38 protein-coding genes are annotated in these 21,014 nt (G+C 52.9%); all 38 read left to right on the top strand.

The features are described from left to right. Positions 1 to 180 precede the first annotated feature (180 nt). The 38 genes from WC359_12845 to WC359_13030 all read left to right on the top strand — a co-directional run bounded on the left by WC359_12845 (position 181) and on the right by WC359_13030 (position 21,012). Positions 181 to 429 (top strand): hypothetical protein, encoded by a 249-nt coding sequence (locus WC359_12845; GenBank protein MFA5401328.1) that lies wholly within the window; start codon positions 181 to 183, stop codon positions 427 to 429. A 60-nt stretch (positions 430 to 489) separates the two neighbouring features. Continuing rightward, positions 490 to 963: a hypothetical protein gene (locus tag WC359_12850; protein ID MFA5401329.1), complete on the top strand. Its 474-nt coding sequence runs from the start codon at positions 490 to 492 to the stop codon at positions 961 to 963. A gap of 8 nt (positions 964 to 971) precedes the next feature. Next, positions 972 to 2,504 (top strand): hypothetical protein, encoded by a 1,533-nt coding sequence (locus WC359_12855; GenBank protein ID MFA5401330.1) that lies wholly within the window; start codon positions 972 to 974, stop codon positions 2,502 to 2,504. Positions 2,505 to 2,521: 17 nt separating this feature from the next. Then, the gene (locus WC359_12860) at positions 2,522 to 2,911 is read left to right on the top strand and encodes a hypothetical protein (protein MFA5401331.1); all 390 of its coding nucleotides are present in this window, start codon (positions 2,522 to 2,524) and stop codon (positions 2,909 to 2,911) included. A gap of 1 nt (position 2,912) precedes the next feature. After that, the gene (locus WC359_12865) at positions 2,913 to 3,200 is read left to right on the top strand and encodes a hypothetical protein (GenBank protein MFA5401332.1); all 288 of its coding nucleotides are present in this window, start codon (positions 2,913 to 2,915) and stop codon (positions 3,198 to 3,200) included. A gap of 139 nt (positions 3,201 to 3,339) precedes the next feature. Further along, positions 3,340 to 3,666: a hypothetical protein gene (locus WC359_12870; GenBank protein ID MFA5401333.1), complete on the top strand. Its 327-nt coding sequence runs from the start codon at positions 3,340 to 3,342 to the stop codon at positions 3,664 to 3,666. 1 nt (position 3,667) lies between these two features. Continuing rightward, entirely contained in the window at positions 3,668 to 4,615 is a 948-nt protein-coding gene (locus WC359_12875; GenBank protein MFA5401334.1) for a hypothetical protein, read from the top strand. Continuing rightward, the gene (locus WC359_12880; protein MFA5401335.1) at positions 4,608 to 5,015 is read left to right on the top strand and encodes a hypothetical protein; all 408 of its coding nucleotides are present in this window, start codon (positions 4,608 to 4,610) and stop codon (positions 5,013 to 5,015) included. The genes WC359_12875 and WC359_12880 overlap by 8 nt, the downstream gene beginning before the upstream one ends. Then, complete coding sequence (locus tag WC359_12885; GenBank protein ID MFA5401336.1) at positions 5,012 to 5,179, top strand: hypothetical protein; 168 nt, start codon at positions 5,012 to 5,014, stop codon at positions 5,177 to 5,179. The genes WC359_12880 and WC359_12885 overlap by 4 nt, the downstream gene beginning before the upstream one ends. 181 nt (positions 5,180 to 5,360) lie before the next feature. Then, positions 5,361 to 5,960: a hypothetical protein gene (locus WC359_12890; GenBank protein ID MFA5401337.1), complete on the top strand. Its 600-nt coding sequence runs from the start codon at positions 5,361 to 5,363 to the stop codon at positions 5,958 to 5,960. A gap of 148 nt (positions 5,961 to 6,108) precedes the next feature. Next, positions 6,109 to 6,831, top strand: a complete 723-nt coding sequence (locus WC359_12895; GenBank protein ID MFA5401338.1) for a hypothetical protein — start codon at positions 6,109 to 6,111, stop codon at positions 6,829 to 6,831. An 851-nt stretch (positions 6,832 to 7,682) separates the two neighbouring features. Further along, positions 7,683 to 8,009, top strand: a complete 327-nt coding sequence (locus WC359_12900) for a hypothetical protein (protein MFA5401339.1) — start codon at positions 7,683 to 7,685, stop codon at positions 8,007 to 8,009. A 28-nt stretch (positions 8,010 to 8,037) separates the two neighbouring features. Continuing rightward, positions 8,038 to 8,373: a hypothetical protein gene (locus tag WC359_12905; GenBank protein ID MFA5401340.1), complete on the top strand. Its 336-nt coding sequence runs from the start codon at positions 8,038 to 8,040 to the stop codon at positions 8,371 to 8,373. Between the two features lie 25 nt (positions 8,374 to 8,398). Continuing rightward, complete coding sequence (locus tag WC359_12910) at positions 8,399 to 8,596, top strand: hypothetical protein (protein MFA5401341.1); 198 nt, start codon at positions 8,399 to 8,401, stop codon at positions 8,594 to 8,596. A gap of 93 nt (positions 8,597 to 8,689) precedes the next feature. Next, positions 8,690 to 8,863, top strand: coding sequence for a hypothetical protein (locus WC359_12915; protein MFA5401342.1), 174 nt, complete (start codon positions 8,690 to 8,692; stop codon positions 8,861 to 8,863). A gap of 439 nt (positions 8,864 to 9,302) precedes the next feature. Next, entirely contained in the window at positions 9,303 to 9,500 is a 198-nt protein-coding gene (locus WC359_12920; protein ID MFA5401343.1) for a hypothetical protein, read from the top strand. Between the two features lie 8 nt (positions 9,501 to 9,508). Next, positions 9,509 to 9,730, top strand: coding sequence for a hypothetical protein (locus WC359_12925; GenBank protein MFA5401344.1), 222 nt, complete (start codon positions 9,509 to 9,511; stop codon positions 9,728 to 9,730). Between the two features lies 1 nt (position 9,731). Beyond that, positions 9,732 to 9,929: a hypothetical protein gene (locus WC359_12930; GenBank protein MFA5401345.1), complete on the top strand. Its 198-nt coding sequence runs from the start codon at positions 9,732 to 9,734 to the stop codon at positions 9,927 to 9,929. Between the two features lie 16 nt (positions 9,930 to 9,945). After that, a complete protein-coding gene (locus WC359_12935) occupies positions 9,946 to 10,227 on the top strand; it encodes a hypothetical protein (protein MFA5401346.1) in 282 nt (93 codons plus the stop codon). After that, the gene (locus WC359_12940; protein ID MFA5401347.1) at positions 10,208 to 10,411 is read left to right on the top strand and encodes a hypothetical protein; all 204 of its coding nucleotides are present in this window, start codon (positions 10,208 to 10,210) and stop codon (positions 10,409 to 10,411) included. Before WC359_12935 ends, WC359_12940 begins: the two co-directional genes overlap by 20 nt. Beyond that, positions 10,408 to 10,557, top strand: coding sequence for a hypothetical protein (locus WC359_12945; protein MFA5401348.1), 150 nt, complete (start codon positions 10,408 to 10,410; stop codon positions 10,555 to 10,557). Before WC359_12940 ends, WC359_12945 begins: the two co-directional genes overlap by 4 nt. 21 nt (positions 10,558 to 10,578) lie before the next feature. Further along, on the top strand, positions 10,579 to 10,818 hold the full coding sequence (locus WC359_12950) for a hypothetical protein (GenBank protein ID MFA5401349.1): 240 nt from the start codon (positions 10,579 to 10,581) through the stop codon (positions 10,816 to 10,818). A gap of 31 nt (positions 10,819 to 10,849) precedes the next feature. Next, complete coding sequence (locus tag WC359_12955) at positions 10,850 to 12,094, top strand: DNA polymerase III subunit beta (protein ID MFA5401350.1); 1,245 nt, start codon at positions 10,850 to 10,852, stop codon at positions 12,092 to 12,094. Continuing rightward, positions 12,021 to 13,016, top strand: coding sequence for an ATP-binding protein (locus WC359_12960; GenBank protein ID MFA5401351.1), 996 nt, complete (start codon positions 12,021 to 12,023; stop codon positions 13,014 to 13,016). Before WC359_12955 ends, WC359_12960 begins: the two co-directional genes overlap by 74 nt. Before the next feature lie 194 nt (positions 13,017 to 13,210). Then, complete coding sequence (locus tag WC359_12965) at positions 13,211 to 13,771, top strand: hypothetical protein (protein MFA5401352.1); 561 nt, start codon at positions 13,211 to 13,213, stop codon at positions 13,769 to 13,771. Positions 13,772 to 13,795: 24 nt separating this feature from the next. Next, a complete protein-coding gene (locus WC359_12970; protein ID MFA5401353.1) occupies positions 13,796 to 14,659 on the top strand; it encodes a DUF3150 domain-containing protein in 864 nt (287 codons plus the stop codon). Further along, entirely contained in the window at positions 14,660 to 15,007 is a 348-nt protein-coding gene (locus tag WC359_12975; GenBank protein MFA5401354.1) for a hypothetical protein, read from the top strand. Then, on the top strand, positions 15,004 to 16,134 hold the full coding sequence (locus tag WC359_12980; GenBank protein ID MFA5401355.1) for a VWA-like domain-containing protein: 1,131 nt from the start codon (positions 15,004 to 15,006) through the stop codon (positions 16,132 to 16,134). The genes WC359_12975 and WC359_12980 overlap by 4 nt, the downstream gene beginning before the upstream one ends. Before the next feature lie 9 nt (positions 16,135 to 16,143). After that, complete coding sequence (locus WC359_12985) at positions 16,144 to 16,455, top strand: hypothetical protein (protein MFA5401356.1); 312 nt, start codon at positions 16,144 to 16,146, stop codon at positions 16,453 to 16,455. A gap of 55 nt (positions 16,456 to 16,510) precedes the next feature. After that, on the top strand, positions 16,511 to 16,693 hold the full coding sequence (locus WC359_12990; GenBank protein ID MFA5401357.1) for a hypothetical protein: 183 nt from the start codon (positions 16,511 to 16,513) through the stop codon (positions 16,691 to 16,693). A gap of 58 nt (positions 16,694 to 16,751) precedes the next feature. Continuing rightward, positions 16,752 to 16,919: a hypothetical protein gene (locus WC359_12995; protein MFA5401358.1), complete on the top strand. Its 168-nt coding sequence runs from the start codon at positions 16,752 to 16,754 to the stop codon at positions 16,917 to 16,919. Between the two features lie 110 nt (positions 16,920 to 17,029). Then, positions 17,030 to 17,164 carry a hypothetical protein gene (locus tag WC359_13000; protein ID MFA5401359.1) on the top strand — a complete coding sequence of 45 codons (135 nt, stop codon included), beginning with the start codon at positions 17,030 to 17,032 and terminating at the stop codon, positions 17,162 to 17,164. 2 nt (positions 17,165 to 17,166) lie between these two features. After that, complete coding sequence (locus WC359_13005) at positions 17,167 to 18,432, top strand: hypothetical protein (protein MFA5401360.1); 1,266 nt, start codon at positions 17,167 to 17,169, stop codon at positions 18,430 to 18,432. Positions 18,433 to 18,463: 31 nt separating this feature from the next. Next, positions 18,464 to 18,757, top strand: a complete 294-nt coding sequence (locus WC359_13010; protein ID MFA5401361.1) for a hypothetical protein — start codon at positions 18,464 to 18,466, stop codon at positions 18,755 to 18,757. Positions 18,758 to 18,763: 6 nt separating this feature from the next. Next, on the top strand, positions 18,764 to 19,429 hold the full coding sequence (locus WC359_13015; protein MFA5401362.1) for a hypothetical protein: 666 nt from the start codon (positions 18,764 to 18,766) through the stop codon (positions 19,427 to 19,429). After that, entirely contained in the window at positions 19,422 to 19,658 is a 237-nt protein-coding gene (locus WC359_13020; protein MFA5401363.1) for a hypothetical protein, read from the top strand. The genes WC359_13015 and WC359_13020 overlap by 8 nt, the downstream gene beginning before the upstream one ends. Positions 19,659 to 19,667: 9 nt before the next feature. Next, on the top strand, positions 19,668 to 20,297 hold the full coding sequence (locus WC359_13025) for a hypothetical protein (protein MFA5401364.1): 630 nt from the start codon (positions 19,668 to 19,670) through the stop codon (positions 20,295 to 20,297). Continuing rightward, positions 20,284 to 21,012: a hypothetical protein gene (locus tag WC359_13030; GenBank protein ID MFA5401365.1), complete on the top strand. Its 729-nt coding sequence runs from the start codon at positions 20,284 to 20,286 to the stop codon at positions 21,010 to 21,012. Before WC359_13025 ends, WC359_13030 begins: the two co-directional genes overlap by 14 nt. Positions 21,013 to 21,014 lie beyond the last annotated feature (2 nt).

Below are 21,014 nucleotides of genomic sequence, written 5' to 3' on the forward strand. Positions count from 1 at the left end.
ATGATTTTCATTACCAGTTGGAATGAATTGTGGGAGCACACCCACATTCAGCCAAGTGTGCTGTATGGTGATCAATACATTCAGATGACTCGACATTATGTCGATAAATGGAAGTCAACTCTGTAGCGGATAGTATGGTATTGGTTGATCTGCGTACTATTATTTTGTTGGGAGGCTGATATGAATATAGTGAGCATTGAGCTGAATGATGGGCAGGACATGAGCACGATTGTGGATGGTGCTGAGGTGTCCATTTCCATCGGTGATGTTATCCTTGCCGGCAGGGTGCTGGCCCGGACCAGTTTGTACATGGAAACCGTGACCCAAGTGTTGGTGCCTCACACTCATGAGGTGACGGTTCCAGGAGTCGTAACGCCACCGTCACCGATAACCGTACCCACCGGCACGGCATTGAAGTTGAATACATAACGAGTTAAAACGTGACAAATTATCCTAGATGATGGATAATGAGCGTAAGGAAGGTGGGCCATGGCAAATACGATTGTTCAGGTAGGGACGCTCAGGGAGCTGGAAAACATCTCTCTTGCCCCAGGTGATTACGAAATAAGCATGTTTCTGCCCGTGTCCTTGTCTCAACCCCAAGTTGAATCCATCCGCTCCGGGCTTGCGTCGTCCAACGTTCAGCTCTTGCAGCCTATTAGATATGATCCTACGACTAATAAGCTGACGATCTATGCTCGGCAACCAGATCTGTCGGGGATCGCATTCGGATTGAGCGATATCACGGGTGGTATCAGTAACGTGCTGGGCGGGATAACCGGAGTCCTCCTTTCTCCGTTCACAACGATAATCAAAACAGCGACAAGCGCCGTACTTGTCCCGGTTCTCGTCGTTGCCGGAATAGCAACGGTTCTTATCATGGCGCTGGGCTGGTCGGCAAGTAAGGTTGGGAACACAAAGGCTGCCGAGACAGCCGCTCGTTCAGCGATGTTCATTAAATAGGAGGGGCCATGGATAAAACAAAAGTTGGTCTCGGGGTAGCAGTTGCCGTGCTTTCCGGACTCGGCGGATACCTTTGGTGGAAGGGCCGTAACCCAGAAGATCCACCAGAAGATCCAAAGGAGCCCGTTGGCGGTTGGGGGGATGATAACCCATCGTTGGTAAGCGATTACCTCGATCAAATAGCGGGGGCGACGACCACCGATCAACTGAATGCCATCAAGCGTGCGTTTGAAGAAGAAGTGACTGACATGAGTCAGAGTAATTACAATGAACTTTATGACGCCTACTCGGAGGCGTTCGCATCGGTTCAGATCATAAAAAACGATCCGGCAAAGGTCAAGTCGTATACTGATCGGATCAATGTGGCGACCACCACCCTGGCCCTTGAAACGCTTAGGGATGAGTTTGAAGGCGAGTACGGGGCGAAGACTCTGAGTTCTGTCGATTACAGCAAGCTCTCTGTCTATTATCAGAGACGGGGTCTCTGGATCGACCTCTATGACAGGGACGGCGCATGGCATGAATGGCACGAAGCAGCTACCAAGTTCTGGGCAGCCACTCAGTCGATGACCACCTATGCCCCTATCCGAGCAAAATATGAGGAAATCTTTGATGAGTATGTGGGGTACATTCCCCCGGAGCCGACTGAAACCAATTTTTTGATTCTCCTCATATCGTGGGATGGTGAATCAGCGTCCAGGACTATTACCCGAACCGCTGGACAGGCGGTGAACACCAACCAGGAGCTGGACGTTCAATATAGGAATGACGGCAAAGATTTGGTCAATGTAAAGGTAAAAGTATTCTTTGGCACCCAGGCGGTAGGTGAATACACCATCCCGGACGCTCAGTACGGATTGGGCGGGACGATTCGGTTTTACAGTCAGACGGTTCCCGCCTCTCTTCCAGACGGAACATATGCGATCAGTGTTCAGGTGGAAATTCCCGCCGGAACCGCATACAAGACCTTCCAGTCGACGGAGACGGTGACCATCACTACTCAGGTGCCGTATACGTTGAGTGTCTCAATTTCACCGACCGCCGGTGGATCGGTCCTCAAGGAGCCAAACAAAACGTCATTCAACTCCGGGGAAACCGTGTATCTGACGGCCATCCCCAACAGTGGATATCACTTTGTTGGCTGGCAGCAGGGCGGAAACATATGGCCTACTAACCCGATTTCGTGGACCGTGAATCAGAACCTATCGATCGTGGCGCTGTTCGAGGCTGATTACGTTCCTCCGCCTCCGCCTCCACCGCCTCCACCGCCTCCACCGCCTCCGCCACCCGTACAGGTGGGAATTTCGGTTTACGTATACTCCTTCTCTCCGATCCTTGGATACAATATACCTGTTCAAGGCGCACAGGTATGGTTACGTGGGGTATTGAAGGGGACCACTGACGCCAATGGGTACTTTTACATCGCCAACGCTGGGTACGTTGGTGACTTGACGAACGTGGGGGCTACCTACGGATCGTCTTTGGACATAGAAGCGCTTATACTATCCACGGTTAATAGCGTGTACTTGTCCATGGAGTAAGAAACTGGTGATAATAAATGTCAGATGCGTTGATTGGAACAATAGTGGCAGTAGCCCTTGAGGCGATTGCCCTCATATTCATGGCCGGTCGCCAGGTGGAGAAAGAGAATGTCAGTCAAAAGATGCTCGAGAAGGTTGAGAAGGACAGCAAGGAGAAAATAGCAAACCTTGAAGTAGCCATCAAAATGTGTGAAAAGAATATGCGAGAGGAAAGCGCGGCGCTGCAATTGATGACCTTATCGAGGTTTGACCAAATAAATATAAGCATCAGCCAGATATTGCAGAACACCTCGTCCATCAACCAGAAACTCAAAGATCTCCCGTGTGTGGCACGGGGAGAAGAACTTTCCGCACTCGGCAAGCAAGTTGCCCAACTACAGGGCAGGTTTTCGGTAGACGGAGGCTAGAATGAAAGACCGGACATTGAAATGGATCTATGCTTTTCTGATGATGATTTGCACGGTCGGATGGGCTGCGTTTCTGGTGGTGTATCTGATAAATCATGCAGACAATCCGACTACCAGTGAGATGTACGCGGCGTCCGGCGCCGGAGCTCTTCTCGGTGCGCTGATCGTTTGGAACGGAAACATAAACCAGCACTATTTCAGAAAGTCGGCTCCGCCCGAGCCAACACCGCCGCCAATTACCACTACCCCCGTAGAGGGAAAGTCAGCTGAGAGAAACACCAGCGGATAGCTGGGCGAAACGTCAGCCTTTATCGATACTGGGGCTCCATCAAGGGAGCCCCGTTTTGTTACCCAACGGTATACCAATACAATTGACCTTCTCAACGGAACGTGATATAGTACCGATCAAATAGAACGGGAGGAATCAATTGACAAACGAAGGATATTCAAAAGAATTCAAGCGCTGCCCAGCATGCGGCTCCGAGGAAAGGGTCATGGAGCAACTGATTGAGCCGGAAATAGAGAAGGGCAATTGGCCGGCAGGCACAGAGGGATTTACCGACAAGAAGATGCTCATGCTCAGGAATCCGCAGACCCTCAAACTGATCGGCTCAACTATTCCAGCGGTCGGTATAACGTTTGACGTTTGCGCTGATTGCGGCACCGAGTACGCCAAGCGCATCGAGGTAGTTGATCTTCCGGTTGAGATCATCACGCAGAAATCACAGGATAAGCCGATAAACATTAAGAGGTAGCATGAAGAGCCAAGACCTGCTCACTCGGTACTCGAAATCGCTGCCCGATGGATGCTGCGCCAGCTACACGGCGCTTGCCAGGGAGTTTCTTGAGTGGGCAGGTAGCCGTCCGATATGGGCGGACGTTCCCGGGCCAAACGGAATGGAGCGGGTAGCCAGTGCCGACCTGGTCAGGAAGTACATGGACCATCTGAGGCGTGAAAAGTATGCGCCGGGAACTGTGCGCAAGAATTGGGCGCTCATTCGCAGGTTCTACGTCGTCAACAAGATCGAGTGGCCGTTTCGCCGGGGAGATGCGCCAATCGTCCCCGAAAGGGAGATACGCGCTTACGCCATGCCCGTTGAGAAGGTTGAGAAGATGATCGATGTCGTTCTCGGGAGAACGGAGTCAATTGAACTCAACCCGCTCCCGCAACATGTTGCCTATTTGATACTGTCAACAGTGTGGGGTCTTCGCCGGGAAGAGATAGCGGAGATCACTGCCGACCGGATCAACGCCAAACTCAGCGACGGATACGGAGCGCTCTACGTTGCCACCCTGAAGAAAGGCAGGCAGCGATATCATTTATTGCCATCGTACTTGATTCCTCCGCTAACCGCCTTTGGTTTCGAGCAACCGAGAAGCGTTGACTACGTATCAAACGTATTCACTGAGATGAAGATCATGTGTGGTTTCACCGGGGACCAGTATTATGGTAGCGCGTGGCATTCAATTCGTCGGGCTGCTGACAAGGCGCTCAAGGCCGCGAAAATAGACCCGGTAGATCGGCGGCAATTCTTCCGCTGGAAGGTAAGCTCTAGCGACATGGACGAGAGGTACAGTTCATCGCCGGATATTCCTGAGGAGGGAACTGGCGGAGAGATTGGCGAATCAGATCGATTGCTTGACCTGAACATTTACGAAGTCCATCCGTTTTTGAAGATGTGGAAGGAGCGATTAGATGCCTAGGAAGAGGGCAGAGCGCGAAAGGACACAAGTAGCGCCGGTAGCACCCGAAAGAGTAGTGATGCCGGCCGGGGAGTTTTCCCAGTACACGGACCACCTTCGATGCCCTTGTTGTGGGCTGATGGCCAGGATAGAGCCGGATGCCAAGCGCCGGCCGGAAAGCAAAAGTAGGATACCCAGCTTGAAGGAAGGGCCATACGAATCGTTCTTTCGCCGCCAGGAGTACGGAGGATCGGTAGAGACAAAGACCATCGGAAAGCATGAACGGCGGAAAGGGCATATGGTGTGGAGGGAAAGGCGGGCGCTGACAACAGAAGAGAGGGCATTACTTATCAGGAACCTTCATGGGGCACTGGATCACTTGGAGGACGGAGTGGCACTTAGCCAACAGGAGGATTTATGACCGACCGGGAAGATCGGACATGCGCACACTGTGTCAAGCGAGAGGATTGCCGGACACTGAAAGCATCGGTTATCCAGAAGATGAGCGGTAAGCCAATGGCCCAGGATGACTATTTCGAGATCATGGAGGCGAAGGCCCCAGGATGCGAGGAATACGCTGAGTAAGGGCAATTAAGACATGGGTAGCTCTCCATGCGCGCATCATGAGATTATCGTTAAAAATGAGCACGGGAGTGGAGAGATCGGCACCTGCCAGAAGTGCGGTCAGGTCAAGCGTTATTTTTGGCACCATCCAAACGAATACCATATGTTTCGGAGTTCAGAGATAATCGTAGAGGGGGGCAGCATGAAAATCAGTAAGCCGCCGGCAGTTGAGGAGAAAGAGGAGCTCAAGCCAATCGAAAAGCTCACCGACGCTTCTCGGAAGGAGTTGTACCAGCTCGGCCCGAAAGCGTTCTGCCGAAAGCATGGATATAATCCTCAAGGAAGCGGACCACTGTTTGTTGCCTGCCGCGCAAACCTCAAGATGCTATCCCCTGAAGCGATGCGGGAGGTCACAGCAAAAGGAAGACGCGCAAAACGGCGTACCAATCCCCCAAGATCACAGGCCCCCATAGAAAAGCCACAAGATACCGATGCCAATGAGCCACAGGAAAAGGAGAAGCCTTCCGTCAACGAGGTGGCCGCCCAGGACGACGTAAAGGCCGCCGCGGTCATCCTGAAGCCTTCCGTAGCTGATGTGACAGTAGATGATTTTGAGACAGCGACCATGGAGATCATCGACAACCTTGCCCTAAAGTTGCAGCAGCAAGAGCAGCAGCAGCAGCAGCTTGCCATCAGCAATGAGCGCATCAAGATGGAGATGACCGCCTACGGGGTGGCTCTCGATATGTACCGAAATAGATATCAGCCCCAAGCAATCAGGCAGCAATCCGCCAACAGCTAGCCAGCAATTCACCAACAATCCCAAAAACCCGTCCCATCGTTTTAGATACAAAATGATATATCGACAATGGTCTTCTTAGACTATTGGTGATATAGTAGGTCTAGGCTCGGATTTTAGCCATCCGGGTACTTTTTCTAGGAGTGAATTCATGCAAGCAAAAAAAACGGAAAACGGTGAACTGAGAAAGTTAGCTGGGATCATGACCAATGGATGGTATCCAAAGCTGGGAGTTGAATCACGGGTAAAAACAGTCAAAGATCAAAAGTCACTGGACAAGCTCGCCAAGCTATATGCCGACGAATGGATTGACCACGTTGACAGTGAGACACTAGACGCTAGGCGTGAGTCGAAACACGATCATGAGTTATCCGAGTATCAAGAGCTTAAGGACTGGACGTTGAGGGCTTTGGAGCAATTCAGTCAGTCGCAAAAAACGATGACACGGAAAGCATACGTCTTTGCGTCTAAGGCCCCGTCAAGTGAGCGTGAGGACCTATTCCAAAGCCTATTTGCGACGCTATGGGCAAAGCAAGTGGATGGCAAGCTCGATGAAAAACTAGCCCATAAAATAGCCCACGACACATGGGCAAATTGGTGGAAAGCCTACTACTATCGAGAGCATTACAGCCTAGACGTCACTCAGGAAACCGATGACAACGAGCTTGCCTTTGATGTGATCGACGATAGGGACCCGATAGCGCAAGCTGGATCTGATATTGACGCCTCAATACTTTGGCAATCACTCCCCAAAGCAATCCAATCTATCGCCTTAAAGCGCATCAAGGGCACGCCGTTGACCATTGCCGAACGTCAACGACTATCACGCTACGCACGGGCCAACAGCTTCATTTTGGATGATATCAAAGCATAATGTCACGTTTCGACACCCTCAGTTGGTTAGTTAAATGAGGGGTGAAGGGTGAAGGAAAACGGGCTTGCTGAAAAGTGAGCCCGTTTTTGTTATCCCAAAACTTTTCACGCGGTTCATCCGTAAAGTCTCACCACGGATTCAGGACCAAACACGCACCGTCCTATCATCACAACTCGATGGGAGCCTCTGCGTGTCCTGGGTCTATGGCAAACCGCTTTATGGAACAATCTTCCTGCGGTGTTCCCTGTAGCTGGGTATAGGCTAAACCGTGGGCATGGGCAAGACCGCACCAGCCCGTACCGTGAACTCGGCTCCACATGCAGCAGGCTGGTACTGGTGCTATTGGGTATTCACGGGGACTGATTGACCTAAATCAATCAACACAGGCCACAAGTGCCAATATGTGGACGGCTGGCTGACTACAGCTCGGTGGTTTGCCGTGTACTGCGACCGGAACTCGAAAGACACGGTGCAATTGAATAGGGGATGGTACGGCTGTGAAGGGGAGACCACTCACCTTCAAGAGAACGTGGCGCAAGTACCGATTTCCCGATATGCCTTCCTACGTCCACTTGAGTGGCTCCGTGGGCTTGCACGGGTATAGAGGGGAGAGAATATCAGTGCTCCGGGCACGCAGCAAGCCCGACGGCCACCACCGCCATCCTAGACCCTACAGAGGCCAGTAGTTCATTGCATGATATGGTCAACCCGTGCGGGACTTGCTCCCACCGCTCGGTTGGTGGGAGAGTTCTACATGATTTTAACTTCTGACTCCCAGTCAGTAAGCGTTTGCGGTAACGCATTGCAGCTTACTGGTTCTGGTCAGGGGATTAAATAGAGGAGCGTGAAATATGCAACACAAAGTACCCTGCCTGATATGCGACGTTAAGCCGCGTCGCGTCGGTTCGCTCTACTGCAACAATTGCAATCAGCAGATCGAATCAGAGCGCAAAGCGATCAAGAAACCAAAGCCTGATAAATACATCACCTACAGGGACGCCGTGGTCGGCCTCTATCCGAATGGACCCGGAACATTCAGGCCACAGCTTCTTAGGATAAGTGTTAAGCGTCTACCTAAGAGCAAGACAATAGACCTTAACCAGTGGTGCGAGGGATATTCACGGGACCAAGTGAAGGCCTTCAAGAGATGCGTTCAAACCATGAACAGGGTATCGTAGCGAATTAAAATAAAGGGAGGATCGGATCATGGGAAAACTGAATAGGGAGCAATTCGTACTCACTGGGATGGAGAAACTCAGGACTGGCAAACAGCGGGGCCTTCGGGTCAATGACGCACTCGATCAGGCGTTCACCGAATACTTCGGGCCGAAGGCAAGTCTCATGCCAACCCTTTCCAAAATGGGCCGGGATGGCAAGATCGTGCTCCATAAGACTGGGAAACCGGGCAAAGAACACATGGTGGTCTACAAGGCCGGAGAACAGCCCAAGCCAAAGGCGACACCTGAAGGTGTACTGGCAGCGATGGGTCTCAAAGTTCGTAAGGTGCGCAAAGCCACACCGGCCCACGTCGAAGTGAACTAGGTATCAAAATAGAGGGAGGAATATAATGCCGAAGACAAAAGATCAACCGGAAACCAAGAAGAAAGCTGAGAAGTACCCCATTCTACAACTGACGGTTATCAACGCATATCGTAAGAGCTTCAGCACCGGATCTACTGGATTCTTTGGGTTGGCACAAGACCCGAACACGGGCAAGAAGTACCAGATCACCGGGGCCGTCGAAATCGGAAGCAAGCCGAATTAGATATGATATCCTGAAGATAGCTTGTCGACACAGAGAGGCGTAGGCAACTAGTCTACGCCTCTTCAGTCGGGAAACTATAAACGGGAGGTGGACATGGACGATCTTGAATCAATCGCCGAATGCTACGGATATGCGGGAGGCGTCGCCGTCTACCCGGAAGAGCGCCGGGACACCGTCCGGGGATTCCCCGGCGACCAGTGGGCAAGTTACGGATTCTTCCTGATAAGCCATAGCCAAGAAGTGGCACTGTTCAGGAGCAGGAATTAAACCATGTACTTACAGTCAACAGACAAGCGAAAGCTGAGATGCACAGTATGTCACGAGGACATCCCCACGGGAGATTGGGTATTCTGGTTGCCAAGGGCAGGGGTTTATTGCCACAAGCACACCCCGAAGGATCGGGCGGAAGCCTGGTCGTTGAAAAAGCGTACTCCGGTGAATGCGAATGAGCAAAGGGGCGACGTCTTCCTGGGACGCGATGTCCATACTGATTTCTGGTACTGCTCGTTCTGCGACCGAGAATTCCCCCCTACTGAGGTCACCAGAGCCAAAGCTGCCAAGCGTCGCTTATATATATTCTTGTGCCCAGTATGTGGCGGTGTAATAACCAAGATGGCCAAAAGGCGGGTCTTGAATGAGGTCGCCGACGGGGCCAGCCGGATAAGAAAACGAAAGAGACGCTTGTGAGAAGCGTGAAGGAGGAAAAATGCCAGAGATAACCAAAGAACAGCGCAAGGAATACATTTCCAGCGGTTGGGGGAAGTGTCCATTTTGTAAGTCTAAGGATACAGAAGGATACTCCATTGATATCGATGGAAATCACGCCCACCAGGAATGTAACTGTTTAACTTGCAACAGCTTGTGGGTCGACATATACACACTCTCAGATGTTGAGATTGGATAGGAGGGCTCATGCTGTACTACCTGCAATCCAATGGACCCCACGGATTACCTGCCAGCAAGACTCCAATTTACGGTGTGCGCGAGGCGGTGGCTGAAAACTATTCGCCGATGGTCCGCCATATGCTGCCCCAGATGATCCGCAGCGGCCTGGTTCAGGGCAAGATTATGTTCCTGGGCCGATACCCGATGTGGATAAACGTCTACCGGAATCAAATTGTAAAGGGGGAATAATATGCCAAAATGTCCGAAGTGCGAGGCTGAGATAGATGAGCTTGATTGGTTCGAATCCGTGAGGGCGTACAGAGTCTTGACGGAGAGTGGGGAAATCATCGAGAAGGATAGCTCTGGCTTATTTGATGGCGACCCAGAGGTGCAATTCAACTGCCCCGTTTGTGATGAGGGCGGCGAATACCAGGAGATTATCCTGTAGCATGAGGAGGAAACGGATGAAAATCAAGGAACTGCTGGACATAGTCAATAGCGGATACCCGGACAACGGGCTCTCGGAATACTACGATGATCAGGGAAAGCCGAAGAAAGGCCACGGTGACGGCCTGGCACAGTTCGTGGTCATCGAGATATGCGAGACCTTAGAAGAGGATGGAGAGAACGACGACCAGCTATGGGAAGCCCGAAGGGTCATGACCGCGGCCATCGAGGAACTGCACGGCGTTTGTGAGGTCCTGCGAAAAGAGGAGAGGAGGATTCATGCCCAAAGAAAAGATTGATCAGAATCAGCATAAGACAAAGGCCGCCCAGATATGGGTGTCAATGAACCACAGTGAGCAAACGGGGGTCAGGTTTGGAATGTTTCCTGTGATGATGGTGGTCGCCGCTGAGAATGAAGGGTTCAATGGCCATGAGATTTGCCGGTCATTGATGGCCGTGGCCAAAGAACAGGAAAAATCGTGAAACTCTTATCCGACTACTTGGCCGAACCTTGGGACCCGGAGCACCGGAACCTGGACAGGGTGCTTGAGGCCGAGATCAAGAGACTGGCCGATGAGAAGGAACACCGCGAGTTAGTCGCTAAAATACGAAGGCTATGGAATGAATAAGGCCTAAAGGAGAGGAGAAAATTGAAAGAAGAGCAATTTGAGAAAGCCAAACGACTTGAGCGTGAAATCGAAAAGGCTAAAGATACAATCATTAGAATTAGCTCTCTAGGCCCCCAGGCAACCGTCCGGTTGTTTCCAAAGGATAGCCAGATAGGTTGCGTCTGTTTCTATGCAGAAGAGTCTCAAGGCATAATTCAGGGAATCATAGATGAAAAGGCGGCTCAGTTAAAGGCCCTCTTGGATGAATTCGAAGCGTTATGACCAATGGTAATTACAGAAGAGGAGGAGAAAATTGAATACCATAGTTCACCGTAAGGAGCTATTGGCGCTGGCCCGGAGTACGTCGTTGGCCACCGCCAAAGGAAGGCGCACCCTACCTGTTCTCGGATACCTGAGGATGGAAGCGCATAAGGATCGCTTGAATGTCAGGGCATTCAATCTTGACGTCCAGATCGAAGGGGAGTGCTCGGCAGTAGTCGCCAAGCCCGGAGCTATCTGTCTGGAAGCCAAGGTGTTGGTCGCCGCGCTCTCCAAGTTGAAGGATGAACGGATAATGATCAACGGGTCTCAGCTCAAAACGCAGTCCGCAACAATCCCCATTCCATCGATGAGCGCCGATGAATTCCCGCCGTCCCCTGAATTCAAGGCCACCGGTACAGTGGTCATCAACAAGCTGTCTGCCCACATTGCAGTTGTCCAACATGCGATGGCCACAGACGATTCACGGCCCGTGCTAAGGGCGATGCTCTTCGACTTCAAGCACAAGAAGTTAGTGGCTGCCGACGGCTTCCGCCTGGAAGTAGCCAGTGTTCCGATGACCGTATCCAAAGTGGATCGGATAATCGTTGATCGGGATGTAATTAGGATACTGCAATCCCTCAAGATCGACAAGGCTACGCTGTCCATCAGCCCGGAGGAACCAGCCGTGTACAAGAAAAACGATGACGGAACGGACAACATAGAAGAAGTCATTAAGCCATACGTCTCCCCATTTGTCCGGGTTACCGGGTTCTCTGACCCATCGTTAATCCTGACGTTCAGGCCAGTATCCGGTACGTACCCCAACTACCCGCAACTGATTCCGAAACCGGGGGCCATCAAGCATCGGCTGGCGGTAAACGCTGGGGAATTAAAAACCGCGCTCGCCACCTTATTTCCGACTCGCGGAGAGGCATCAGGCAGCATCATGAGGATGATCGGAGGCGACGGGATGCTGAGGCTATCTACCAAAACTGATGACGACACAGATGCAAAGTGTTGGATAGCGGCCACCGGCACGATCAAGACCGCCGTTAATCCAATCTATCTGCTGGATGTACTGGCAATGGTCAGCTCCTCCCAAGCAATAACCATCAAGACGATCAATGAGTCAAGCCCGATAATGATCAACACCCCGGGCAGAACATCGGTGATCATGCCGATGTTCGTCCAGTGGCCCGAAAAGAAACAGAAGGAGGTCAAAAGTGAAACCGAGCCAATTAGCCAGCCTGCTGGAGAAAGTGCTCCCTGCCCGGCATCCGATTCTGGTCAAGGGTAAGCCGGGAGTCGGCAAGACAAGCATAGCGGAGCAAGTGTGTGCCAAGCTCAAGTATGAACTGATGATCGAGCACCCCGTGGTCAGCGATCCAACAGACTACAAGGGCCTGCCGTTCGCTGTCAAGGGTGAGGCGAACTTCCTCCCATTCGCAAACCTGAAGCGGATGATGACGGCTACCCGGCCGCTTGTCGTGCTGCTGGATGATGTCGGACAGGCGCCGCCGTTGGTCCAGGCCAGTTTGATGCAGCTCTTGCTATCGAGATCCATCAACGGGAAATCGGTCTCCGAGTACGTCAGCTTCATGGCTTGCACCAACCGCCGGGCAGACAAGGCCGGGGTCAGTGGAATGCTCGAGCCGGTCAAGTCACGGTTCTGTACCATCGTCGAACTCGATGCGGACATTGACGACTGGGTAAAGTGGGCGCTCAACGCAGATATGCCCATGGAGTTGATCGCATTCCTCCGCTATCGCCCGAACCTGTTGTGCGACTTCAAGCCGACGGCTGAACTCACCAATAGCCCAAGCCCGCGAACTGCGCACAACATCGGAAAACTCATGAGGATCGGGTTGCCGCCGGAACTGGAATACGAAACATTCTCCGGCGCCGCTGGCGAGGGGTTCGCCTCTGAACTGATCGGGTTTCTCAAAATATGGCGTAACCTGCCGAGCCCGGACATGGTGATCATGGCACCGGACAAAGTAGAAGTACCAAAGGACATCGCCACGCTGTACGCGATCTGCGGAGCACTAGCCGCTAAGGCCGGACAGAACAGCTTCGCGAACATTATGAAATACGGAAATCGTATGCCGCCTGAGTTCAGCGTCCTGTTGACAAGGGACTGCTGCGCCAAGGAGCCCAGTCTGGTCAACACCAAGGCATTCGTCCGATGGGCAGAAGAGCATAAAGACTTTGTGATATAGGAGGTCTTATGACAACCACTCAGCTCGAACCTGCTATTGCGCGTGATCCAGAGGCACCCTGCTCAGAGTATTCCCCCGGCCCGGCAGAACAGGATGCTGATTGCCGAACCGATGGGCACTACCTATGCTCTGGATGTAAGAGAAAGAGAAAGACCTATAAGTTCAGCGAGTTGTCAAAGAGGGACCGGGATCGATTGGTTGACGAACATCGAGATATCAACGTAGCCTTTGACCAGTGGCACAAACCGATACTCGATGAATGGAAAGAGAAGTTAGCCGAACAGGGGTTCATAGAAGCCGAGATATTGTACCGGGGGTTCTGGAGCCAGGGGGACGGCGCTTGTTTTGACTGCAAGGACGTAGACATTGAAAAGTTCATCGCCGCAAACAAGGTGGAGATGATCTGCATGTTCTTTCCCCGGATGGATATCTTGCGGCAGGTTTCCGAAATCCTGAGCATGCACATCGTTGTCAGGGATACCTATTACTCCCACGAAAAGACCAGGCAAATGGACTTTAGTTGGGATACCCCGGGAAACGATTATCCAGGATTCGAGGAGTGGATAGACTCCGAGAAAGGCAGTGGCACGGTCAAGGCATTCGAGGAGTTCGTGGAAGCTAAACGCCTTGATCTATGCAAAGATATTTACCGCAGCCTGGAGGCAGACTACAACTATCAGACTTCCGATGAGACCGTGAAAGAAACGCTTGGTTATCAGGACTGGGAATACGATGAGAATGGAGACGAAATATAAAACGATGCAAAAGGAGGTTCCGGAATGACAACCGTAAACGGGAAACTGGGGGAACGGGCGATGATTGTCCGACTGACAATCGGGCAGTGGACCGCAAGACGCTTTGACAGGAAGGTCTCTCAGGAGGTCGCCGACACCCACAAGGCGGAGATGGACGCCGGTCGCTACAACAAGGTACTGATCGCTCGTAAGGAATTGAGCAAGATATCGGTGATCGTCGGACAGACTAGGGCCTACCATTACGCTCACACACTGCCATGGACGGATGAGGGCGGTCGGATACTGGCCTCCGCCTTGTTCTTCGACTACACCAAGGAAATGGCCGAATACAAGGCTAAATTCGAAAGATGCGTGACCGTGTTCATGGATAACTACGACCAGTACGTTCAGGACGCTGCACAACACCTGGGGAGCATGTTCGACGCCAAGGAATACCCACGAAAAGCCGAGCTGCGAAGCAAGTACAAGTTCGAGACCGACATCTACCAACTTCCCGAGGCCCGGGACTTCCGCGTTAACCTGCCGGACACTGAGGTTGAGATGATCAAGAAGCAGATCACCGCCAATCTCAGACAGGCGGCTGCCGAGGCCATGGCCGACCTCTGGAAACGGCTGTACGAGGTCGTCAACACGATGGCCGACAGACTCAGCACAAAAGACGCCATCTTCCGGGATAGCCTGTTTGGTAACGTGGTCGAGTTGACCCAACTCTTGCCGAAGATGAACATCACCGGAGATCCAAAGCTTGACGAAATGGTCAAGGACGTTGAGAAGAAGCTATGTATGGAGCCAGATGCCGTTAGGGATGATCCGAAGCTCCGCAAAAAAGTAGCCAAGTCAGCCGACGAGATTCTGGAGCAGATGAAGGGCTACGTGGGAGGAAGATAGATGCCGCACACAAAATTGCCATGGGGTGCAGGAAAACACCTCATCCAGCCAGCATCAAAAAGCATGCACGGGATATACGGCCCAAATGGGGAATTCATCGGGGCTGTCAATATATGGGAAGACGATCCGGCCCAGGCGCGGGAAAACGAGGAATTTATTCTTCGCGCTTGCAACTGCCATAGCGCTCTTGTGGAATCACTGGAGGAGACCCTACGAGCATTAGAAGCCCATCTGGATGAATCTTGCAGGGACCACAACATTAAACACAGAGATTTATTATGTTCATGCAACACGCATGAGGTCGTGAGGGCAAAATCCATCATAGCAAAGGTAAAGGGAGGAAGATGAACGCTCGAGAGATGCTGATCAAGGCACGCGCCGGGCTCGTGCTCCACTCTCCTTTCTGGGGGCACCTGGCATTGAAGCTGGAGCTGGTTGAAGACCGGACGATAGAGACCGCTTGTACTAACGGCATCACGCTCAGGTATAACCCCGATTTCATCGGTTCACTGCCATTCGAGGAAGTCAAGGGGGTAGTCGCTCACGAAGCCGCTCATCCAATGTGCGGACACCACACGAGGCGGGGTTCCAGGGATTCGAAACAGTGGAATTACGCCTGCGACCTGGCGATCAACCCGCTACTCGAGGAATCGGGGTTCGTGCTGCCGGCCGGAGCGCTTCGAGGTTCCCAGTTCAAGGATATGTACGCTGAACAAATCTACAACCTGCTACCGCCACCTGACCCGGATGGCGGCGGCCAAGAAGACAAGGGGAACGATCCGGGTGGGTGCGGCGGGGTCGAGGACGCCCCGGGAAAGGACGGATCAAAGGCAACTCCCTCAGAGATGGCCCAAGCCGAACAGGACTGGAAAGTAGCAGTCGCCCAGGCCGCGGCTCAAGCGAAAGGATGCGGTCCGCTGCCGGGAGGCGTCCAGCGACTCGTCGATGAGCTGCTGAATCCAAAGATATCCTGGCGAGACATGCTGCCGAAGTTTGTCGATGAAGCGGCAAAGAACGATTACAACTGGTCATCCCCGAATCGGAGATACATGCAGCAGGGGCTCTATCTCCCTTGCCTGAAGTCAAACGAGCTGAGAAGCGTCGTGCTGATGATGGACACCAGCGGATCAATCGGCAGGAACCAGGTCAACCAGTTCGGGGCCGAACTCTCCGGGATGCTCGAGGAATTCGATACGACATGCGTCGTGATCTACGCCGACTCAAAGGTCGCCGGCGTCGAAGAGTTCACCCGCAACGATCTGCCGCTTGATTTGCATCCGGCCGGTGGCGGAGGGACCGATTTTAAACCCGCTTTCCAGTACGTAGAAGACCATGGAATCAATCCGAGCTGTGCGATTTACCTGACGGACGGCGATTGTTTCGGTGGCTGGCCGGATGACCCGGGATACCCGGTTCTCTGGGTGGGAACCAAGAAGTTCGAGCCCCCGTTCGGGGACTTCGTAGAATTGAATTAAAGGAGAATCATGCTTGACTTAGGAACAATGGTAACTGCCCAGCACGACGGCATGGAGAAGTTCAGGGCGCTGGCCCTGGATGAAATGAGGATGTTCCTGGAGAATACTGACACAATGAGCAGTGTGGTGACCGATGTAGGATTCAAAAATGGAGCCGATTTTGCGCTGACGGTGGCCAACGCCTTCCGCTTCGGGATCGCCTGCGGCCTAGAGCTACAGGTGGTCGGCGGTAAACTTGAAAGGAGGAAGACTGATGCCCAAACAATCGCAGAAACTGTGGAGCCGGGAAGCGGCTCTCAACCACCTGCGGTCAGTTCGTAAACAATTGGAGCTTGCCGAAAAATCAAATAAGGACACCCTCATTCGCCTAGAGGCCATGAGCAAGCCACTTGCAGACCTGGAGGCGATGCTCAACCCAACGGTCAGGATGCCGCAAGCGCTTAAGAAGACACTGGCCTCAACCATCGAGCACGTTAAGAAAACCGAGGGCCGCCTGCGCAACTGGTCGATAACGGAGACCGAGCACCTACGGAAGGTCGCCGAAAAAGGGGGCAAGTAGGGGTTCTTGAAAAGTGGGCTATAGTAGGATATAATACCCACAACGAAAGGAGGTGCTGATGGAAGACCGAACGCGTCGTGTCAAGAAAGATATCCCTGAAGACCTGTGGCTAAGAGCCAAAGCGCAAGCAGCTATCAATAAGATGACGATCACGGAGTTCATCGCCCAAGCAGTTAAAAACGAACTGGCACGGGTTGGGGCGCTGCATTCCCCGATTAAAAAGTAGGCAGTAAGCCGCCCGGGAGAAGCGGCTTACGCAGGAGATAAAAAGGAGGAGAAGGGGAAACGAATCATCCTCAGAGTACCAAACCCTCATCCCAATGTCAACGGAGGTTTATGAATGACATAGAAACAGCTCTCCAGTTTGATGCCATGTGCATGGCGTTCGACGCCGCTCGCCAGATCGGGCAACTGGTAACAGAAACCGAAGATCAGTACCCAATTATTATCACAACGAAGGAGGAAAACTGAACATGTCTCCCATTAAAGGCCTCTCTGAAGTAAGACGCATGCCCCGTATAGGCAAGCTCCACACGGGGATCAAGAAAACGAGCGAGAAGTCAGGAAAAGAATACCCGGTCCAGGTCGACTATTTCGTGTTCCCTGAAGGGTACGCCGAAGCGCTCAGGAAAGCATTCGGCACCGATAAGCCCAAATCTCTCCCCATCCGCATTCCCAGCGAGGACGAAGAGCGCTGGGCAAACCAGTATTATCGCCACTATTCGAAGACGCGCGGACTTGTGTGCAAGGGCGATGGGGATATCGCTACTCGATTGATCGATCTTTCCACTGGTGAATGGTTTCTGTCCCCTGAATCAAAGAACGTCGGGATGAGAGATGTTCGGTGCAAGGGGCGTGAGTGCCCTGACTACTGCGAATCAAAGTGCAAAGAGGTTATGATGATGCAATTCATCGTCGATGCCGATATCCCAGGAATGGGTATCTGGCAGCTTGACACCAGCTCGATCAACGCCATACTGAACATCAACTCAGCAGCCGAGTTCATACGCTTCGTTTACGGCAAAGTCTCGATGATCCCGCTCACCTTGTCCCTGGAGCCGACGATGGTCAAGCGCCCGGACGGAAAGCAAACCGAAATGCCAATCCTCTACCTGCGGCCAAGAGAAGATGCCAGCATCAGTATGGGCAAACTGCTGGAGAGGGCCAAGGCTTTGGCACTCAAATCCGGCGAGCTGCCGATAGAAGCGGACGACGAGATCCCGGAAGTCGACGAATCGTACCCGGAGATGATAGCCCGTGACTCTCAGGCCCCGGTCGGTCAGGCACCAGCCCCGGAGATCGCTGGGCAAGAGACAGCCAAGAACCAGAAGGTCAGAAAGCCGAGGGCCAAGAAACCGCTGGAGACGACGGCAGCGCAACTTCCAGAGCCTGGCAAGGAACAAGTCCCAGTAGTAGCAAGTCCACCGGCGACGACAGCCAAAAAAGAGGAGCCGACAAAAGTGGCCGAGCCCCAGAAAACAAAAGCCCCACCCGAAGAGGAAGAAGACCCGGACTGGACGGCCTTGAAGAGCGCAACCGAAGACGACCTCAAGGATTGGCAGAAGTTCTTCGGCATTGCCTTCCGAATTCAGCAGGCAGGGGGGGCCAAGGTTGGTTCGGTGGCCGGTGTCTGCGGAGCGCTCGGCATCAAACAGATCAGCGACTGGAAAAAGACCAAGGAAGAAGCGTTGGCTGAGCTCTCCAAATTGAACGGTGTCAAGGACTGGAGAAAACTTTAAGTAAAGAGCGGAATGGGAAGGAGGATAAAACATGCGAAGTAGGCGACATCACAACAACGACGGAATGCGCCAAATAAAAACGGGTAACACGGAGAGAGGGGTGTGTAAACTTGCTGAGAAAATGAAGATTCCATACGATCCAAAAGTACAGGGAGTAGATAAAATAGACCAAGGTACCAGGAGATGCCCATACTGCCAGTATGATACCAGTAATCTGGCGCTCATCGAACAACTAATCACCTGGGAGTTATCGGCCGACCGTCAGGAACTCATTAAAACCTATTGGCATAAAGACTGCTACGATCTTCATCCATCAGAGAGGTAAGTTCTTATGACTAAACTCACGTTCGTCGAGGACGGCCACCTGTACTACGCCGATGGGCAACGTGTTCCATCGGTCACCCAGATACTGGAACCGTTCTTCTACATCATCGGCCATGACTCCGTTTTCGTGATCCCCCGGCCTGGGAAAGGACCATTCGGCCCAGTACGAATAGAGCGTAGTTATTGGGATCAGGCCGCCGAACTGGGGACCGCTGTCCACCTGGCGACAAGCCTCTACGATAGTGGCGAGCTGGACACCGACGACCTGGATGACCAAATACGACCGTACCTGGCCGCCTGGGACCGATTCAAACGCGATAATCAAGTGGAGATCATCGCCAACGAACAACGCTTATTCGATGAGCGCTTATGGTTCGCCGGCACCTGTGATCGGATCGCCAAGATGATGAGGGCTCCGATTAAAAGCAGGCGGCGAACAGTTCTCCTCGATATCAAAACCGGATCGGTGGTCGACCCGTGCTACGTCGGGATGCAGACCGCTGCCTACCAGCACATGGCCAATGATTACGGAGACCGTGGCGTCGAATGTCGGCTAACGGTGCAGCTCAAAAAGGACGGCACCTACTTGATGACGTGGATGGATGATCCGGGAGACTGGAACGACTTCGTAAGCTGCCTTAATATTTATCGAAGAAAGGAGAGATATGCCTGATATAGTGGATCAAATAATGGGTGCTGCCATTCCAAAACAACTGAAACTGATCCGTCTTTACGCCGTAACTCAATTAAAATATCGCCAACCCCTCGGAGATAAGGCGTGGGATGCCATAAATGAGATGACGGATTCAGAAACTACCGCAGCTATAGCATTCATTGGTGGTATGATGAGCGGTATACCAAATAGAAAAACACTGGAAAAGTTGATAGCATTTCCGATGTAAAGGAGAGATATGGATAACATAACAATCAAATGGCTCAGAGCACATTCAGCATGTGATGATGGAATAGACTGGTTCAAAGCATGCGGGGAAACGAATCCGATTAACACCATAAACAAACTCATAGAAACGAATCATCTTGATTGGGCTAACTGGCTAGTGACTCACCTGTTAGACAGCGATCAGAACGTGCAATATGCGATCTTTGCCGCTCGACAGGTGCTCTGTCATTGGGACAAGATTTACCCTGAGGATAATAGACCACTGAAGGCGATTGAAGCAGCGGAAAAATACTTAGGCGCTAATTCCGCCTGGGCCGCCGCCTGGGACGCCGCCGGGGACGCCGCCGGGGACGCCGCCGGGGCCGACAGGGCCGCCTGGGCCGCCGCCAGGGACGCCGCCAGGGACGCCGCCGGGGACGCCGCCGGGGCCGCCGGGAACGCCGCCAGGGCCGCCTGGGCCGCCAGGGACGCCGCCGGGGCCGCCGCATGGGCCTCCAGGGACGCCGCCGGGGCCGCCGCCAGGGACGCCGCCGGGGCCGCCGCATGGGCCTCCAGGGACGCCGCCGGGGCCGCCGCAATGATGATATCGATAATCAAATATGGATCTGCATTATTAGAGGAGAATCATGGAACGAAATGACGAAACGATCAAACAGGCACTGGTCGACACAGTTGTCCCCCCATCGGCCAGGACGACAATAGCCAAAAGCCCACCGATACCCGAACTGCTCCCTGACCTGACAATCGATACGCCGGAAGATTATAAATACTGGGGAGCACAGAGGGTTGTGGCCAACGATCAGATCAAGGAGCTCACCGCCGAGCGCCTCAAGATCACCAGGCCGATGGACGCGGCGAAGAAAGCGGTCATGGCATTCTTCGATCCGCCGATCTCGCTCAGGGAATCGTTCGTCGCGGTCATCGACCCGAAGTTAAGTGCCTTCAAGCGAAAGGAGCAAGCCGAAAAGGACCGAGTCAACCGGGAGGCGGCGGAAGCCGCTCGCCTCATTCAACAGAAGATGCTCAAAAGGGCTGAAGAAAAAGCCGCCAAGCTCCAGGCGAAGGGGGACACTGAGGGGGCCGCCGAACTCCTTAACCGATTGCCGTTGACTCCTGAGGTCCCAGCGTTTAAGCCGGCGTCAACGACCAAAGTCGCAGGATTAAGCACGTCAACCGTGTGGAAGGCGGAGATCACCGACCCAAAGTTGTTACTCGAGAAGCACCCGGAATACTTCCTCGACCAAAAGGTGCTGGACGTAATTACCTCCATGCTCTCGGGGATCGCCCGATCGACACGGGGCACCGCGGTGATCCCCGGAGTCCGGTTGTACCCTGAAGATGTGAACAGGAGTTGATG

The sequence above is a fragment of the Dehalococcoidia bacterium genome (assembly GCA_041653995.1).
Taxonomy (GTDB): Bacteria; Chloroflexota; Dehalococcoidia; order GIF9; family UBA5629; genus CAIMUM01.

What these genes read in the sequence shown, in the direction of transcription:
- WC359_12845 (MFA5401328.1), top strand. Translation starts at nt 181, where the DNA reads ATGAATATAGTGAGCATTGAGCTGAATGATGGGCAGGACATGAGCACG.
- WC359_12850 (MFA5401329.1), top strand. Translation starts at nt 490, where the DNA reads ATGGCAAATACGATTGTTCAGGTAGGGACGCTCAGGGAGCTGGAAAAC.
- WC359_12855 (MFA5401330.1), top strand. Translation starts at nt 972, where the DNA reads ATGGATAAAACAAAAGTTGGTCTCGGGGTAGCAGTTGCCGTGCTTTCC.
- WC359_12860 (MFA5401331.1), top strand. Translation starts at nt 2,522, where the DNA reads ATGTCAGATGCGTTGATTGGAACAATAGTGGCAGTAGCCCTTGAGGCG.
- WC359_12865 (MFA5401332.1), top strand. Translation starts at nt 2,913, where the DNA reads ATGAAAGACCGGACATTGAAATGGATCTATGCTTTTCTGATGATGATT.
- WC359_12875 (MFA5401334.1), top strand. Translation starts at nt 3,668, where the DNA reads ATGAAGAGCCAAGACCTGCTCACTCGGTACTCGAAATCGCTGCCCGAT.
- WC359_12880 (MFA5401335.1), top strand. Translation starts at nt 4,608, where the DNA reads ATGCCTAGGAAGAGGGCAGAGCGCGAAAGGACACAAGTAGCGCCGGTA.
- WC359_12885 (MFA5401336.1), top strand. Translation starts at nt 5,012, where the DNA reads ATGACCGACCGGGAAGATCGGACATGCGCACACTGTGTCAAGCGAGAG.
- WC359_12890 (MFA5401337.1), top strand. Translation starts at nt 5,361, where the DNA reads ATGAAAATCAGTAAGCCGCCGGCAGTTGAGGAGAAAGAGGAGCTCAAG.
- WC359_12895 (MFA5401338.1), top strand. Translation starts at nt 6,109, where the DNA reads ATGCAAGCAAAAAAAACGGAAAACGGTGAACTGAGAAAGTTAGCTGGG.
- WC359_12900 (MFA5401339.1), top strand. Translation starts at nt 7,683, where the DNA reads ATGCAACACAAAGTACCCTGCCTGATATGCGACGTTAAGCCGCGTCGC.
- WC359_12905 (MFA5401340.1), top strand. Translation starts at nt 8,038, where the DNA reads ATGGGAAAACTGAATAGGGAGCAATTCGTACTCACTGGGATGGAGAAA.
- WC359_12910 (MFA5401341.1), top strand. Translation starts at nt 8,399, where the DNA reads ATGCCGAAGACAAAAGATCAACCGGAAACCAAGAAGAAAGCTGAGAAG.
- WC359_12915 (MFA5401342.1), top strand. Translation starts at nt 8,690, where the DNA reads ATGGACGATCTTGAATCAATCGCCGAATGCTACGGATATGCGGGAGGC.
- WC359_12920 (MFA5401343.1), top strand. Translation starts at nt 9,303, where the DNA reads ATGCCAGAGATAACCAAAGAACAGCGCAAGGAATACATTTCCAGCGGT.
- WC359_12925 (MFA5401344.1), top strand. Translation starts at nt 9,509, where the DNA reads ATGCTGTACTACCTGCAATCCAATGGACCCCACGGATTACCTGCCAGC.
- WC359_12930 (MFA5401345.1), top strand. Translation starts at nt 9,732, where the DNA reads ATGCCAAAATGTCCGAAGTGCGAGGCTGAGATAGATGAGCTTGATTGG.
- WC359_12935 (MFA5401346.1), top strand. Translation starts at nt 9,946, where the DNA reads ATGAAAATCAAGGAACTGCTGGACATAGTCAATAGCGGATACCCGGAC.
- WC359_12940 (MFA5401347.1), top strand. Translation starts at nt 10,208, where the DNA reads ATGCCCAAAGAAAAGATTGATCAGAATCAGCATAAGACAAAGGCCGCC.
- WC359_12970 (MFA5401353.1), top strand. Translation starts at nt 13,796, where the DNA reads ATGACAACCGTAAACGGGAAACTGGGGGAACGGGCGATGATTGTCCGA.
- WC359_12975 (MFA5401354.1), top strand. Translation starts at nt 14,660, where the DNA reads ATGCCGCACACAAAATTGCCATGGGGTGCAGGAAAACACCTCATCCAG.
- WC359_12980 (MFA5401355.1), top strand. Translation starts at nt 15,004, where the DNA reads ATGAACGCTCGAGAGATGCTGATCAAGGCACGCGCCGGGCTCGTGCTC.
- WC359_12985 (MFA5401356.1), top strand. Translation starts at nt 16,144, where the DNA reads ATGCTTGACTTAGGAACAATGGTAACTGCCCAGCACGACGGCATGGAG.
- WC359_12990 (MFA5401357.1), top strand. Translation starts at nt 16,511, where the DNA reads ATGAGCAAGCCACTTGCAGACCTGGAGGCGATGCTCAACCCAACGGTC.
- WC359_12995 (MFA5401358.1), top strand. Translation starts at nt 16,752, where the DNA reads ATGGAAGACCGAACGCGTCGTGTCAAGAAAGATATCCCTGAAGACCTG.
- WC359_13000 (MFA5401359.1), top strand. Translation starts at nt 17,030, where the DNA reads ATGAATGACATAGAAACAGCTCTCCAGTTTGATGCCATGTGCATGGCG.
- WC359_13005 (MFA5401360.1), top strand. Translation starts at nt 17,167, where the DNA reads ATGTCTCCCATTAAAGGCCTCTCTGAAGTAAGACGCATGCCCCGTATA.
- WC359_13010 (MFA5401361.1), top strand. Translation starts at nt 18,464, where the DNA reads ATGCGAAGTAGGCGACATCACAACAACGACGGAATGCGCCAAATAAAA.
- WC359_13015 (MFA5401362.1), top strand. Translation starts at nt 18,764, where the DNA reads ATGACTAAACTCACGTTCGTCGAGGACGGCCACCTGTACTACGCCGAT.
- WC359_13020 (MFA5401363.1), top strand. Translation starts at nt 19,422, where the DNA reads ATGCCTGATATAGTGGATCAAATAATGGGTGCTGCCATTCCAAAACAA.
- WC359_13025 (MFA5401364.1), top strand. Translation starts at nt 19,668, where the DNA reads ATGGATAACATAACAATCAAATGGCTCAGAGCACATTCAGCATGTGAT.
- WC359_13030 (MFA5401365.1), top strand. Translation starts at nt 20,284, where the DNA reads ATGGAACGAAATGACGAAACGATCAAACAGGCACTGGTCGACACAGTT.